A 16,364-nucleotide genomic window follows, 5' to 3' on the forward strand; every position below is an offset into this window, starting at 1 on the left:
CCGGCGGGCATGGCACGGTCGTAGGGCAACGCCATCGGTCGTGAGAAGGTACCAAGCATGAGCGCAATAAGGTTCATCCTCAATGTCATCTGGTTGATTTTCTGCGGCATTTGGATGGCGCTTGCCTACACGCTCGCCGGAATCATCTGCTGCGTACTCATCGTCACGATCCCGTTCGGCATCGCGTCCTTCCGGATCGCCGGCTTCATCCTGTGGCCGTTCGGGCGCACCGCGGTGGAACGGCCGGACGCCGGGCCGGCGTCCTGCGTGGGGAACGTCATCTGGCTGGTCTTCGCCGGGTGGTGGCTGGCGATCGGGCACCTGATCACCAGCATCCCGCTGTTCCTGTCGATCATCGGCATCCCCTTCGGCTGGGCCAACCTCAAGATGATCCCGATCTCGCTGATGCCGCTCGGCCGCGAGATCGTGCCGACCGACCAGGAGTGGGGCGCGCGGTAACCGCCACACCCGCCGACGGCCGGAAGGCATGATGCCCTCCGGCCGTCAATGCTTCGCTGCTCAGGACAGCGTCAGCCGGAAGCGGAGCGGCGAAAGTGCACCATGCTGAGCATCCGAACGCGATCCCGACGTCATCTGGTTCGTCTTCGCCAGATGGTGGCTGGCGATCGAGCACCCGGCTTCGTCGCCAGCCTGATCGTCGAACTGGCCGCACGGGCAGCTTGCGCCACGCCGTCGACGCGGAACATCGACCCGCAGTTGCGAGGCGTTGCGGGCCTACAGCGCGATGGCCGGCAGGACGTCCCGCCTGGGGTCGCTGCTGATACCGCTGCCCCGGCTGTCGCTGTCGTCGTCCTGGTCAAGGTCCTCGTGCACGGATCCTCCGGGCAAGGCTATGGGGCGTTCCGGCGGCGGTGGGCCAGGTGCCGGAACGCGCGTGGGCGGCGGCCTGCCGAAGTGAGGGCGCCGGGGCGTCCGGGAGCTGCCCGCACCACCCTCCACGGATTCCGTGACCCGGACGTCGGCCGGCCCGCACAGGGTCGGGCGCAGCAGTTCAGGCGCGCGGTGGTCGAGTTCGGGGTCTCGGCAGGTGAGGACGGCCTGGAGCGAGTCGGGCCGTCGTCGTGGGAGAGGAGCACGAGGGGGCGACTCTTGCTGGGGTGTGTTCGCAGGGGAAGTCGCGGGGTACGGCGGTGAGTTGGTGTTCAGGCATACGGGGAGCTCGGTGCGGTGGAAGGCGCGCCACGGGGCATATGGCACAGAAAAGGGTGGAGTTCCGCTGGTGGGCGGGCTGCTGACGTGCCCCCGCCGGGTGGTGAGGCAGTCGCCCCTTGCTGGTTCCGCCGGTGCCACCGGCGGCCCGGGCCTGTCCGGCTGTAGGCCACTGCACTCGAGCTCTCACAGGGGCAGGGCCGGCAGCCGAACGTCGCAACCCACATGCGCGAGCGCGGCGGTCAGACCAGCCATCGCCTTCAAATGCCGGGGCCCACGGCGCTGTTCGCGTCGTGGGCCCCGGGGGGGTTGTAAGCGGTTACGGGTTGACGGGCTGGGGCGGGGTCCTGAGGGCGGGGAAGCTCCAGGTCTGGGCGGGTGTGCCGTTGCAGGTGAAGGCGGCGAGACGGCTGCCGGGGGTGGTGTCGTTGTTGGGCAGGTCGAGGCAGTGGTCGGTCGCCGGGTTGTAGAGACTGCCGTCGGCCCGGGGGAGCCAGACCTGGCTCGAGGCACCGGGGGTGCAGGGAGACAGGCCGATCCCGGCTCCGTTGGCGGTGTTGTTTCCGGTGATGTCGAGGCACATGCCGCGCAGGCTGATGGTGCCGTTGGTGGAGTCGACGGTCAGGTTCTGGGCGGCGGTGTTGTTGCAGGTGGTGATCTCGAGTCCCTGGCTGGTGTCGTTGTAGGGGACGTCGAGGCAGTTGTTGCTCGCGGCGTGGCGAATCGCCATGGCCGCGGTCGGCGGGTTGACGGGGGTGTTGTAGACGCCGAAGTTGGTGACGCTGCCGTTGAAGTACCCGCTCGGCTGGCCCTGGTACTGGTAGCGGCCGAGGACCAGGCCGCCGCTGGGGGCGGGGCTGGTGGCCGCGTTGTGGTGGCCGCTGCCGGCGAGGGTGCCGTTGACGTAGAGGCTCATCTGGCCGGTGTCGGCGTTGTAGCTGGCCGTCAGTCGGGTCCAGGCGCCGTTCTGGACCAGGGCGGCGCTGTTGCTGACCTTGGTGAAGTCGTAGGGCCAGGTGTTGTCGTCACCGCGCGCGAGCGCGAAGCGCCAGGCGCCTCCGGTGCCTTCGCTCCAGAGGAGGAAGCTGCTGGCGTGGACGGTGTTCTGGCTGGCGACGATCTGGCCGCTGCCGTTGGACTTCGCCCAGGTGCTGATGGTGAAGCTCTTGCGGGTGTCGACGACCGGCTTGTCGGTGGTCATGGCCGAGGTCGTGCCGTTGAAGACCGCAGCCTTGGTGCCGCGGCCGTCGACGGTGTCGTCCGCGAAGGCGAGGTCGGTGGCGGTCGTGTTGTAGGCGATGGCCGGGTCGGCGCTGAGGGCGGTCGTGTTGCCCTGGAGCTTCCACTGGGCGGTCGGGGCCTGGGTGTTGCCGCGGTAGTGGTCGGTGCCGAAGCCGGTGACCGTCTTGCCGGTGAGTGAGCCGGGCCAGGTGTGGAGCTTGCCGGAGCTGTCGAGGGCCCACAGGTCCGGGACGCCGTCGCCGGTGACGTCGCCGTCGGCGCCGACCGTCGGGAAGGCCCCGCTCGTGACGTCGGTGCCGATGCGGTGTGCGCTCGCCGGGGAAACCGCCGTGACGGTGGTGTACGCACCGAAACCGTCGGCGCGGGTCTCGGTGGTGAGGGTGTACTGGAGGATGTCTCCGGCAGTCCGGTTGCCCGTGGTGGTGCGGGCGCGTGCCCACAGGGCCGGGGCGGCCGGGGTGGTGCCGGCGGGATCGACGGCGAGGGTGTTGCCCGGGACCATCAGGTCGAGGGTGTCCCATCCGCCGGTGGAGACGAGGTTGGGCGGGAGCAGGGTGTGATTGGAGTCGGCGGCGTAGTACCAGAGGTTGCCGGCCTCAACGGCGAGGATGCCGGTGGCGTCCTTGACCTCACGGTTGGGGGTGCGGGTGTCCTTGGGCGAGCCGATCGGGGTGATCTGGGTGGTGTAGCGCCACTGCTCGTCCTGGTGGTAGCCGGGGCAGGACACGTCGCCACCCACACAGTTCGGGCGGTCCAGGACCCTCTTCAGGTTCAGGGTGAACCGGCCGGGGTCGGACTCCTTGTTGGCGTAGTAGTAGAGGAAGTTGCCGCCGTCGCGGTGGACGAACAGGTCGTCGGTGTTCCTTCCCGGGTCCAGGGAGCCGCGGTGGGTGACGTGGAAGTCCTTCCACGTCCGGCCTGCCTCAGGGGCCTGGTTGGCGGGGGCGGCGGTGCCGGTGGGCGGCACGTCGGTGCTGCCGGGGTCGGTGGCGCGGCCGTGGGTGATCAGGTTGCCGGCGCTGTCGGGGACGAGGATGTCGGGGTTGGCGTCGCCGGTGGTGTCGCCGAAGGCGACCGGGCCGGGGGCCCAGGGGACGTAGAAGGAGTACGACATGGTCTGCGAGGCGTTCGCGGCGTCGTCGAAGACCTGGGCGTAGAGGACGTTGGTGCCCCAGTGGGTGGGCTTCGTCCTGATCTCCGTGACGTTCAGTGTGTTTCCGGCCGGAGCGCAGTTCTGGGTGTAGTCGGTGAGTTGCGGGTCATAGCCGTAGCGGACGCAGACGACGCCCGAGGCCAGCAGGCCGGAGGGGTTGGGGTCGTAGGCGGTGAAGGGGATGGACCCTTCCTGGCCGAGGCGCAGGTTGGTGGTCTGGCCGTTGCCGGACGGCGGGAACTGGGTGTTCGGGTCGGTGAAGGTGCCGAACGCTGCGACCGGCGGGGTGGTGTCGACGGCGAAGTGGCACGCGGCCGTCTCCGGCCCGCGGAGGTAGCTGTCGTCGCCCTGGGCGGCCCAGCTGTAGTAGTGCCCGTCCTGCAGGGTGAAGCGGGGGACGTTGTAGGTGGCGCGGCTGCCGGTGGGTACGTAGGCCGACCAGCCCTTGCTGACTTCGGGTGAGCCGCCGACGGCGTTGTCCCAGAGCCTGACGTACTCGGTGAGTATTCCCTGGTTGTGGCTGCTGACGACGGAGGTCAGGTTGACCGTGGTGTCGGTCATCCAGCGGAAGGAGGAGACCGTTCCGTCGCCGCAGGCGTCGCCTTCGCCTCGGGTGACGCTGCGCGGGGCCGGCAGGGCACGGGGGTCGCCCGGTTGGAGCGGAACGTGGTCGAACTCGGTGGACAGGACGGCGTCGTAGGCGAAGCGCTTGAATGCCGCCTTGTCGCCGGTTCCTTCCGGGCCTCTGATGGCGAACGCCAGGGGTGTGCTGGTGTCGGCGAGGGCGTTGCGCATGGCGCTGGTGACGTTGAAGTCGACGGGGACGCCGGCCATGCAGGCGGCGTTGCCCCCATTGCCGGGGACGTTCTTGCCTTCGAGGAATTCGAAGATGTGGTGGGTGCTCCAGGAGATGCTGCTGTCGAAGGCTCCGGCCCGGTAGGCGCTCACCGGGTACGTGGTGGTGCACGAGAAATCGGCGGAGACGTACTGCCAGACGCGCAGGTTGGCGTAGTTGATGGCGGTGTCGGGCAGGTAGCCGTTCAGGTTGAACTCGTACAGTGCCCGTTCGATGCCTTTGGTGGTCTCCCAGCCCTGGTAGCCGACGCCGGGTCGGTCACGGTCGGTGGCGCCGGTGCGGTCGAAGTTGCCGGTCGTGTAGGCGGATTGGACCCAGGCATGATGGCTCTTGCCCCGGGCGTCGTTCGACCACGTCGGGTCGACGTAGATCGGGTAGCTGGTGTTCGGGCCGTCCAGGAGTTCCGGGCTGGGTGACAGGACGATGCTCTTGCTGCCGTTTGTGCCTGTTCCGGTCGTCACGGGGATGTCGGCGACCGTGGCCCCGGTCCCGGGGCCGCCTGCTGTACTCGGGGTGTTCGGTGACTGGCGGGCATCGCCGGAGCCGCTGCCCTTGGTGGGCGTGCTGGTCGGGGTGGGTACCGCCGCCGAGACCTGGGTGGTGAGCGATGCCTTCACCGATGTGGGGGCCGGCGTTGGTGTGGTGCTCTCCGGCGGGAGTCCGGAGGCCGGTGGTGCGGCCGACCACATCTGCGGCTTGGGGGCGGTGAAGACTTCCTTGCCGTCGCTGAGCGCCTTCAGGCTTCCGTCCTCGTTCGTGGACAGTTCCACGCCCTTGGTGCTGGTGGGGAAGGTGAGGGAGCGGACAGCCGGGTTCGCGGCGGCGGCGGGTGTGTGGAGGATCAGTACGGTGCTGTAGCCGCCGAACCGGGTCGCGGTCACCTGCAGGTCCGTGTCCGGTGCCACGGACGCGTACAAGGCGCTGTTGCCGTTCACGGTCGGGGCCGGCAGGGGTCCCGGGAACGGTGAGCCCACGGCGAATTGCTTGCCGTCCCTGGTCGTCATGGTCGCCAGCGTGCTGCTGCCGCCACCCGAGATGACGAGGTCCTCACTCGCCGCCGCGGGAGTGAGTGTGCCGTCGGTGCGCTTGAGCAGTGTGTCGTCCAGAGCCGCCCACGATCCGTCGGCACGCTTCACGCGCTGGGCGTCCAGGTGCCGTTCCTGGCGGAGCCTGCCGGAGGGCGTGGCGACCATGGTGCTGAACTCGTCCGTCAGCGACGGGACGGGGACGTCCTTGCCGATCTTCTTCGCCTCGATGATCGCGAGCTCGGCGGGCCGGGGATCCAGCAACTCCCCTGCGCGCTTGGCGTCCCCGGCGGTGACGGCTTCCTGCGCTGCCTTCCACGGGTCGGCGGCCGGGTCGGCTGCGGCAGGAGGCGAGGTGAGGCCGGGCAGCGTCACCGCGAGTGCCAGAAGTGCCGCCAGTGACGAGAAGCGGGGGCGAGCGGGGCGCGGTCTGGCGGCGCGCTCGGGCGATGGTCGACGGTCAGTCATATCCCTACCTGGAGCACCCATGGCATTTTTCCCTGGTCCGAACCCTCGGCGCCGGACGCGCAGAGGCCAGGCGGACGGTCTCAGCGAATCGGACGGGTCGTCAACGATTTTCTTTCCGAAATATCCGCATTGACTGGCATACACACCCCCACGCATCGCCGAGTGATACACGTCACGCATCGCGTTCTTGATACGAAGAGATCAACTTCCAGTCGCACCCATAGAATCCACCAGCCCTTTACCAGACCTTAGTTAACTCGCAGTCAGCTAAAGGACCGTCGATGCGTATTCGCAGAAGAAACGGGTCGCCACCGGTGAGCAGGCGCATAGCCTGCACCGTGGTGCTGGCCCTGACCTCATCACTGTTGGGCCCTGTCGTCTCCCAAGCCATCGCGGCGGAGCCCGACTTCTCCCGGGTCTGGTCGCCGCCCAACACCCCGCTGCCGCGAACCCCGTCCGTCAGAGCCGAGGCGGCACCGAAACCGTCCGAGACCGCCCCTCACTACCCCGTACCCGTGGCCTCGAACACCGTGCCTGCCAGGACTCCGGTCGAGCGGAAGAGCGCAACAGCCAGCCTGACAACAACTCCTTCGCAGGCGGGATCCCTCCCGGTCTGGGTCAGCGCACCTGAACAGGGCTCTGTGTCAGGCTCGGTCACGGTGGTGCAGGCCGACACGAAGACTGCGGACGCCGCCCAGGTGAGCGGCCTCCTGTTCTCCCTGAGCGCCGCCACACCTGCGGCCGGCGCACAGCCCGCAGGAGACAACGGTGCGCAGAAGGCGGCCGTGAAGGTGGCCGTCGATGCGGCAGCGCTGGACTCCGCCGGTGACTTCACCTCCCGCGGCCGACTGGTCACGATGCCGTCCTGCGCTCTGACAACACCGCAGGAGCCGTCCTGCCTGGTCCGCACCCCGGTGACCAGCACCTACGACGCCGCGTCGAAGCGACTGGTCGCCGACCTGGAACTTCCCACGGGCCACACCGGCGCGCAGAGGGCCAGCGGAGCGGTCAAGGCTGCGTACTCCGGCACCTCGACAACAGCTGCCAGCGTCGGAAGCATGCTTCTCGGCGCGGAAACGGGTCCTTCCGGCGGCGGTGGCACCTACCAGGCCACCAGCCTGTCGAGCTCCTCCGGCTGGGCAGCCGGCAACTCCTCCGGCGCGCTCACCTACGGCTACAACATCGAGGTCCCGCCCGCGCTCGGCGGAGCCGCACCGCTGGTGTCCCTCGGGTACAACTCCTCCTCGGTCGACGGGAAGACCTCGGCCACCAACGCCCAGGCGTCCTGGGTCGGTGACGGCTGGGACTTCAATCCCGGTTTCATCGAGCGCAGTTACACTCCGTGCGACAAAGACGGCATCACCAACTCCGGCGATCTGTGCTGGGGCGGCTTCAACGCCACCCTGTCCCTCGGATCGCACGCCGGGCCGCTCGTGCGTGTATCGAACACGGCTGCCGCGTCGGACGAAGCCACCGGTGTGTGGCGGCTGAAGAACGACGACGGTACCCGGATCGAGTTCGGTGCCGATCCTCGCAGCGCCAATGGCACCTACAACGGTGCGTACGCCAAGGTCACCGACATCTCCGGGACGGTGTTCTACTTCGGACTCAACCATTTGCCCGGTGGTGACCGGAGCGACCCTGCCACCCAGTCCGCCTCCACTGTTCCTGTCTATGGCCCTAACAGCGGCGACCCGTGCTTCGACGCCGTCAAGAGCAAGGCATCCTGGTGCCAGATGTGGCAGCGCCTGTCCCTCGACTACGTCGTGGACGCCCACGGAAACCTGATCACCTACACCTGGACGCCGGAGTCGAACTACTACTCCCGGGGCGCCGGCCAGAGCAATGGCAACGGGACGCGGACCTCGTACACCCGGGCGAACACTCTCGCACGTATCGACTACGGCCAGCGTCTCGTCGACCAGGTCGCGGCGAAGGGCACCCTCCAGCCCGCGGCCCGGGTCACCTTCACCACCGCCGAGCGGTGCCTCGCCGCCGGATCCGCCTGCGACCCGGCGAACCGCACGGTACCGAACAAGAACAACTGGCCGGACGTACCGGTGGACCAGGAGTGCAAGGACACCGGCACGTGCACGGTTCCGAGCCCGACGTACTTCACCACCAAGCGGCTGACCTCGATCGCCACCCAGGTGCGGGTCAACAACGCCTGGCAGGACGTCGACTCCTACGAGCTGAAGCACTCCTTCCTCGATCCCATGGACGTCACCAGCGACCCCAAGGACGCCCTCAGCCAGCGCGTCCTGTGGCTCGACTCCGTGCAGCGCACCGGAAAGACCGCCACGCCGAACCTCAGTACTCCCGCGGTGTCGTTCACGGCGGTCATGCTGGCGAACCGGGTCGACGGATCCGATCTCGTCCCAGCGCCACCGCGGATGAACCGGCCACGCATCCAGCAGATCCGCAACGAGACCGGCGGCGTCCTCACCGTCGACTACAACGAGCGCGACTGCTCCCGCGTCAACCACGTGATGCCGACCGCTGAGGACGACAACACCCGGGCCTGCTTCCCCGTGCGCTGGTCCGTACCCGGCTCTATCACCGGCTCCGACCCGGTCCTCGACTGGTTCAACCACTACACCGTCCGCACGATCGCCGAGAACGACTTCGCCACCGGCGCGCCCGCGAGAACCACCAGCTACGAGTACGGCCCTGCGGCCTGGCACCGCGACGACAGCCAGTTCACCGACTCCAAGGCCCGCACCTGGAACGACTTCCGCGGGTTCACCACGGTGACGGCCACTGTCGGCAGTGGCAACGACGGCCCCAAGACCCGGACCGTCACCACCTACCGGCCGGGCATGGACGGCGACATCCGCAAGAACGGAACCCAGCGCACCGTCCCCCCTCTCACCGATGCCCTCGGCCGCAACGTCACGGACGTCGAATGGCTCTCCGGCCAGGTTCTGCAGACCGAGGCAGTCGATCTGGCGACCGGCAAGACGATGGCTCAAACCGTCAATGGCCTGAGCCGGGAGTCGACCACAGCCACCCAGCCGCGTGGCAGCGGACTGCCGAACCTCGTCGCACGCTATACGGCCACGGTCAGCAGCACGACCAGCCGCACGCGCAAGGCAGATGGAACCTGGCGGGCCATCACCAAAACGATCACCGGCGACGAGAACCACGGCAACCGACCGATCACCTCACTCGACCGGGCCGACGGCCTGTCGGACCTGTGCACCCGAACGGCATACGCCACCGGACCGGACCCCCAACGCATCGATCAGATCGCCGAGACCCTGACCGTCTCCGGAGACGCCGCCTGCACCACCACGGCCACGGCAAGCAACACCGTCTCCCGCCAACGGATCTTCTACGACGGCAAGCCCTATCAACAGGCTGACACGACCGCTGACCAGACGGCCAAGCAGGTCCTCGACCGCTACGACAGCACCGGCGCCGCCGTGTTCACGACCGTGAGCACCACCGCGTTCGACGCCTACGGCCGACCGGTCTCCGTCACCGACCCGAACAGCACCGACGCCCAGCACCCCAACGGCACCACGAACACAACGTCCTACACAGCTCCTGCCGCCGGTGAGCTTTCCACCGCCATCACCGTGTCGGCTCCGGTGCCCGGTGCTGTCACCGGAACCTGGGAAACCGTCAGTACCTTCGACAGCCGGCGGACCCTGCCGCTGACGGTCAGGGACGCCAACGGCAAGACGGCCACCGAGACCTACGACGCCCTCGGCCGCCTGACAGCTGTCTGGTCACCCGGCCGCACCCCGGCACTCAACCCGAGCGCCAACCTGACGTTCAGCTACAACGTCTCCAACACCACCGGCGTCCCGTCGACCACCACAACCTCCACCCTCACCGTCGACGGCGAGCCCCCCGTCTACGCGCGGGAGGTCACCCTGTCGGACGGCTTCGCCCGTCCCCGTCAGACCCAGTCCACCCCGGCCGGCCCCGGGTACACCGGCCGGCTCATCACCGACACCCAGTACGATTCCCAGGGCCGGGCCTGGGCCTCCAACGCCACGTGGTACAACCAGGCATCGGGCCCCTCGACGACGCTGGTCATCGCCCCGGACAGCGACATCCCGGCACAGACGCGCCTGACCTTCGACGGCCTCGGCCGAACGGTCACCTCGGCGTTCTGGTCCCTGGGCGTCCTGCAGAACCAGACCACCACCGCCTACCCCGACGCCGGCCGGACCGACGTCATCCCCCCGCAGGGCGCCTGGCCCAGCACCATCCTGACCGACGCCCGCGGCCGCACCACCGAGGCGTGGCAGTACCGCACCGCCGTCGCCACCGGACAGGCCTCAGACGCCGCCGTCTCCCGCCGCACCTACACCCCGGCCGGACAGATCTCCGGCATGACCGACGCCGCCGGGAACACCTGGAGCTACACCTACGACCTGCGCGGACGCCAGACCAGCGCCACTGACCCGGACACCGGAACGACGACCCGTACCTACGACAGTGCGTCCCGCGTATCCACTTCCACCGATGCCAAGGGCCAGGTCCTCACCTCCACCTACGACCTGCTCGGACGGAAGACCGGCCTCTACCAGGGCACGGCCACCCCCGCCACGCAACTCGCGGCGTGGACCTTCGACACGGTGATGAAGGGCAGGCCCGCCTCCTCCACCCGCTACGTCGGCGGCAACAACGGCGGCGGCCAGGCCTACACGACCACCGTCACCGGCTACGACAACGGCTACCGCCCGACCGGCACCACCCTGACCATCCCCGGCACCGAAGCCGGCCTGGACTCCGGCACCTACACCTACGCCACCACGACCACCTACGACCAGATCACCGGTAACCCCAAGCTGACCACGTTGCCCGCCACCGGCGGACTTCCCCAGGACAGAGTGGCGTTCTCGTACAACGACTACGGCCAGATGTTCTCCTACGCCGGCGCCACCACCTACGACGTCCAGAGCGAGTACGACGCCTACGGCCGGCCCCTGCGCTCGACCGTCAACCCGTGGGGCTCCCAGGTTGTCGCCACCAGCGACTACGACCAGGCCACCGGCCGCGTCCGCGGCCAGTTCCTCGACAAGCAGACCTCCACACTCGGAGCTGTTCAGCAGACCAACTACACCTACAACCCCGCCGGCTCGATCACCTCGATCACCGACATCCCCGACAACAACCCGAGCGCGACCGACCGTCAGTGCTTCACCTACGACTACCTCGGCCGCCTCACCACCGCCTGGACCGACACCGGAAGCATCACCACCCCCGACCCGCTCCAGCACAAGACCCTCGACCAGGGCGCCTGCACCAACACCACACCCACCAGCGGCGCCATCGCCCCGGCCAAGACCACCGTCGGCGGAAGCACCCCCTACTGGCAGGAATACACCTACGACCTCACCGGCAACCGCACCTCCCTCATCCAGCACGACCAGTACGGCGACCCCTCCAAGGACGTCACCACCACCCAGCAGTTCCCGGCCCCCGGAACCGTCAACACACCGACCACCGCGGCCAACACCGGCGGCGGCACCGGCGGCGCCCACGCCCTGCTCGGATCCACCGTCAAGACCGGCACCACCACGACCGCCACCGGCACCACCCAGTACGACGCAACCGGCAACACCACCGCCATCCGCACCGGCGTCTCCGGCACCGGCACCTCAGCCCTGACCTGGAACAGCGAAGGCAAGCTCGCCGCCTACACCGCCCCCGCCCAGATCACCGGCAACGGCGGCACATGCATCACCACCACCGGCGGCAGCAACGCCAACGGCACCAACCTGCAGATCAACACCTGCAACAACAGCGGCAACCAGCTCTACACCGCCGCCAACAGCAAACTTGTCGTCCTCGACAAGTGCGTCCAGAGCATGGGCACCACCACAGGATCAGCCGTCCAGCTCCAGAACTGCGACAACTCCGCCGCCCAGACCTGGAACACCCGCCCCGACGGCACCATCCACAACCCCGCGTCCAACCTGTGCCTCGCCATCCCCGGCGACGTCACCACCAACAACACCGCCCTGGCCCTCGGTACCTGCGCCGGCACCGTCCCGGCCGGGCAGAAGTGGACCGTTCCCAACACCACCACCACCTACCTCTACGACGCCAACGGCAACCAGCTCATCCGCCGCAACCCCGGCCAGAACACCATCACCCTCGGCACCGACGAACTCACCGTCAACACGACAACCAAGACCCAGACCGGCACCCGCTACTACCCCATCCCCGGCGGCCTCACCATCGTCCGCCAAGGACCCGGCACCGCACCCGGAACCTTCGTCGTCCAGGCCACCGACCACCACGGCACCGGCACCACCAGCATCGACCTCGCCACCTCCGCCACCACCCGCCGCACCAGCGACCCCTTCGGCAACCCCCGAGGCAACCAGCCCCCACCCGGAACCTGGCTCGGCACCAAGGGCTACATCGGCGGCACCAAGGACGACACCACCAACCTCACCAACCTCGGTGCCCGCCAGTACCAACCCACCACCGGCCGATTCATCAGCCCCGATCCCATCCTCGACCAGACCAGCCCACAACAGTGGAACGCCTACGCCTACAGCAACAACAACCCCGTCAACCTCAGCGACCCAAGCGGACTGCGCCCACCAGGCAAGTGTGACGGCGACTGTCGCAACGTCGACGACAGCGTCGATCTCTGGGGCGGTGGCCCTGGCAACTGGCAATACGCCAATATTGCCGGACAGGTGACAGACACAGAGATCATCACCACCACCCAGTACATCAACTTCAAGGACCCCTCTCGATCCGTCATCGCCCAGGACAGGACCGCACGACCGAAGCCACCGAAGCCTGACAACCATTGCTACTACGCCATGGGATCGTGGGAAGGTCCCGGCTGCCACAGAGACGAACCCAAGGGCAACCCGAACTACCCGTCGACCTACATGAAGATCGACAGAGGTTCACTGGAAACCTGGCAGAAGATCCTCGTCGGTGTGATCGCGATCGTCAGCCTCGCGATTGTCGCCGCTCCTGTAGCCGCCACGGCAGCCCCAACCTGCCTCGCAGCGATCATTGCCTGCAGCGCAGCCATCGCCGACGTGGCGTCGGGCGAAGCCGCCGCAGGAAGCACAGCCCTAGCCGGCGCAGGAGTCACCACAGCCGCGCGCTTACTCGCTTGCAACGGCAATAGCTTCACCCCTGACACCCCAGTGCTTCTCGCCGACGGAACTGTCAAGCCCATCAGCGAGGTCAAACCTGGGGACGAGGTCGTCGCCACCGACCCGGCAACTGACACAACAAGTGTCGAACCCGTAACCGGCACCATCATCGGATCGGACGATCGTGACTTCACCAACCTGACGGTCGCTGACCCTTCCGATTCGTCCAAGTCGTCCACCATCACCTCCACCCAGAAGCACCCCTACTGGAACGAGACGACCAGGCGCTGGACCAACGCCAACGACCTGAGGATCGGCGACCACCTCCGAACCTCCGACGGCAAGGCCCGCTCAGTCCTCCAGGTTCGCAACTACCACACGAGCCCGCGGCCTGCCTACAACCTCACCGTCGCGAACCTCCACACGTACTATGTGGTGGGAGGGGATACTCCGGTTCTAGTTCACAACGCGGACCAGTGTGGCGGGGTGATAGCTGCCGGCAAAAGCATTGGTATGGCTACTAGGCAAATCCCTAGGGGTTCCGGGCAGCTTGATCATATCTCGCAGAGAGTAACCGAGCTCCAGCTCGATCAGAACCTGGCTGCGCAAGCTACTGATCACGCCGCCAAAGCTGCATTCGGCGAAACTGCTGGTGTAATTTCTTTGAAAAATGGAAATCTGGCAGTAATTCCCGCCCAACTGCAGGTTGGCGCATGGTTCGAAGTGACCCCTGGAGGGAGGGTATTCTCACAACGGGGGACGATCGGGTTCGGCGCCGATGGAATTGAGGTGACGCCGCACTAGATCACTCTGTCCATATGTTCTCTCAAAGGAGTTGTCAAGTGCCATCAAATGGCTTGGGAGTTCCCGAGTTTCAGAGGTATCTACTCAAGGTCATGGAACCTCCTACTGCTCTACTGGAGGCAGCCGTCAGGGGGATCGAATCAGATGGCAGAGTGACACAAGATGCAATCGAACAGATCTCCGAAATTCTCCGACTCGGACTCGGCAGGGCTGCAGAGGCCCGGGAGCTTCTGGCTGACGTACGACTGCCCCGTTCAAACTGTGCTGCGTCCGGAGAATCCATCGTCGAGCGGTACTCTCTTCCGCTCTGGCCTGATTTTGAATTCGAGATGGAGTTTGATCCATCGGGTCGACATCTAGTTCGGGCCGAGTTCTTCCGTTCATCCGAGTCATCTCTTCCAATTGGAATTCCCAGCCCCTGGAAATTTGTGAAGAGCGAGCTCTTCGGAGATTATGGTGATGTGCGGGATATTGATGGGTGGGGCCATTACGAGACATATTCTGCGTTGAGCATGGAGAGCGGGGGGAGATACTTCTTCAGGTTCGCCTGGGGCTTGCTGCAGGAGATCGAGGAGATGTAAGGATTACGTGTGCAGGCCAGACGGGATCGCACTTCACACGTATTGACCATTCAGTGACGACAGCGGCCCCAACGGAGTTTTGTTTCCGGTGGGGCCACTGTGGTTTGCAGGGTGGTACGACGGCAGTAATTGACGGCACCGTCTCCGGACGGGAGCTGCGCGAGGCGGTGGGCCCTCGCCTCATCGGGCCGGGCAGCCCAGTTGCCCCGGTCGTCGAGGACGTGGCCGAGGAGGTCGATGGCGTCGCCGCGAGCAAGAAGCCAGGGACACTAGGGCCGTGTTCCCGCTGCCGACATACGCCCCAGACTTGAACCCGCAAGAGGGCATCTGGCCGCTCGTCAAACGCGGCTGCGGCAACCTGGCAGCCGCCGACGTTGGCCAGGTCACGCGCGCCGTGAAGCGCAAACTCAGGATGATCCAGTGCCGGCCAGAGGTGATCGACGGCTACTTGGAGGGGACCGGACTGCCCATGCCGGAGCAATCATCAGAAGATCACGAAGAAGCGATGCCACCAGCGGGCCGCTGAACATGCGCGGGCAGGCGACTCGGCCCCTCATACCCGCCCTCCAGCAACTCTTCGGTAGCCACTGAGGAAGGAGGTCCTTGTCGGCCATCAGCGTTCGACGCTGTTCAGGCCTGTGTCAGTGTCAGCCGGAAGCGGAGGGGTGAACCTGCGCCATGCTGAGCGTCCGAACGCGATTCCGTTCGGCATCGCGTCCTTCCGGATCGCCGGCTTCATCCTGTGGCCGTTCGGGCGCACCGCGGTGGAACGGCCGGACGCCGGGCCGGCGTCCTGCGTGGGGAACGTCATCTGGCTGGTCTTCGCCGGGTGGTGGCTGGCGATCGGGCACCTGATCACCAGCATCCCGCTGTTCCTGTCGATCATCGGCATCCCCTTCGGCTGGGCCAACCTGAAGATGATCCCGATCTCGCTGATGCCGCTCGGCCGCGAGATCGTGCCGACCGACCAGGAGTGGGGCGCGCGGTAACCGCCACGAGCACCGATGGCCGACGAGGACGGAGATCCTCGTCGGCCATCACTGTTTTCACCGGTCGGGCCCGTGGCAGCGCCAGCCGGAAGCGGAGGGGTGAACCTGCTCCGTGCCGGGCACCGGGACGCGATCCCGCTCGCGATGGTGCCGCCGTCGGATCCGGCTCGGCCCGGGCATCTTGCTCGCCACGCACTCGTTGACGTACTTCCGGGCGTGAACGGGCGGACGGTCTGGTCCTGTTGACTGGATGTCTGTACAGTCAACCGTCATGGCGGCCGAAGCCCTGGAGCCCGCGTGTCACCTCGCTCACCTCATGTCAACGCCCGGCTGCGGGAAGCGTCCCGCGAACGGATCGTCACCGCCGCCATCGACGTCCTGGCCGGGAAGGGCTTCCACCAGGCCACCGTCTCCGACATCACCGAGCAGGCGGGTGTCTCGCGCGGGCTGATCAGCTACTACTTCCCGACCAAGCACGCACTCGCGGACGAGTTGCTGGACCGCTACCTGGAGGGCATCCACCAGCTCCTGGACGTCGAGGGCACTCCGGACGAACGGCTGTCCACCATCATCGACCGCGCACTGCTGGCGGCCCACCGCACGCGTCACATCCAGCAGATGACCCTGGGTCTCATGATCGATCCGGGGACGCACCCGCTGTACGCTGCGGCGGAGGCCAGGAAGGACCGGCTGCTCAGCGAACTGGAGGAGCGGCTCCGCGAGTTGTTCCACTCCCGCGGGGCCGAGGACCCCCATTTGGAGGGGATCATGCTCCGCAGCCTGCTGGAAGGGGTGACGGTCAAACTCGTCATCTACGCCGACCAGTACCCACTGGAGCCGATCCGCCGCCGGATCCACGCGATGTACCAACTTCCGTGCCCAACAACAGATCTGATCGAGGATCGCCCACGGCCGGCCGGGCCGATGCGCGCCACCGGCGCGACGCCCGAGCCGACCGGCCCGTCGCAGTGAACCCACACGGCCGGGT

The 16,364-nt window shown here is 67.1% G+C and carries 7 protein-coding genes; 6 read left to right on the forward strand and 1 reads right to left on the reverse strand.

The window, feature by feature from the left end:
- The first annotated feature begins 57 nt into the window (after positions 1-57).
- The gene (locus tag ACGFSC_RS07550; RefSeq protein ID WP_359905513.1) at positions 58-459 is read left to right on the forward strand and encodes a YccF domain-containing protein; all 402 of its coding nucleotides are present in this window, start codon (positions 58-60) and stop codon (positions 457-459) included.
- Positions 460-1,489: 1,030 nt separating this feature from the next.
- Here ACGFSC_RS07550 and ACGFSC_RS07555 read toward each other — a convergent pair.
- On the reverse strand, positions 1,490-5,914 hold the full coding sequence (locus ACGFSC_RS07555) for a ricin-type beta-trefoil lectin domain protein (RefSeq protein WP_359905510.1): 4,425 nt from the start codon (positions 5,912-5,914) through the stop codon (positions 1,490-1,492).
- 515 nt (positions 5,915-6,429) lie between these two features.
- On the opposite strand from ACGFSC_RS07555, the gene ACGFSC_RS07560 reads away from it, so the two are divergent.
- The 5 genes from ACGFSC_RS07560 to ACGFSC_RS07580 all read left to right on the forward strand — a co-directional run bounded on the left by ACGFSC_RS07560 (position 6,430) and on the right by ACGFSC_RS07580 (position 16,348).
- Entirely contained in the window at positions 6,430-13,806 is a 7,377-nt protein-coding gene (locus tag ACGFSC_RS07560) for a polymorphic toxin-type HINT domain-containing protein (RefSeq protein WP_359905507.1), read from the forward strand.
- A 38-nt stretch (positions 13,807-13,844) separates the two neighbouring features.
- Entirely contained in the window at positions 13,845-14,387 is a 543-nt protein-coding gene (locus tag ACGFSC_RS07565) for a hypothetical protein (RefSeq protein ID WP_359905504.1), read from the forward strand.
- A 277-nt stretch (positions 14,388-14,664) separates the two neighbouring features.
- Positions 14,665-14,913, forward strand: coding sequence for a transposase (locus ACGFSC_RS07570; RefSeq protein ID WP_359905503.1), 249 nt, complete (start codon positions 14,665-14,667; stop codon positions 14,911-14,913).
- A 139-nt stretch (positions 14,914-15,052) separates the two neighbouring features.
- Positions 15,053-15,376 (forward strand): YccF family protein, encoded by a 324-nt coding sequence (locus ACGFSC_RS07575; protein ID WP_359905500.1) that lies wholly within the window; start codon positions 15,053-15,055, stop codon positions 15,374-15,376.
- Positions 15,377-15,673: 297 nt separating this feature from the next.
- Positions 15,674-16,348, forward strand: coding sequence for a TetR/AcrR family transcriptional regulator (locus ACGFSC_RS07580; protein WP_359905497.1), 675 nt, complete (start codon positions 15,674-15,676; stop codon positions 16,346-16,348).
- The last annotated feature ends 16 nt before the right edge of the window (positions 16,349-16,364 follow it).

Source organism: Kitasatospora sp. NPDC048715, assembly GCF_043198905.1.
GTDB classification, from domain to species: Bacteria; Actinomycetota; Actinomycetes; order Streptomycetales; family Streptomycetaceae; genus Kitasatospora; species Kitasatospora lactacystinica.

Excerpts from the sequence above, each read along its gene's own strand:
- ACGFSC_RS07550 (WP_359905513.1), top strand. The coding sequence starts at position 58 with ATGAGCGCAATAAGGTTCATCCTCAATGTCATCTGGTTGATTTTCTGC.
- ACGFSC_RS07555 (WP_359905510.1), bottom strand. The coding sequence starts at position 5,914 with ATGACTGACCGTCGACCATCGCCCGAGCGCGCCGCCAGACCGCGCCCC.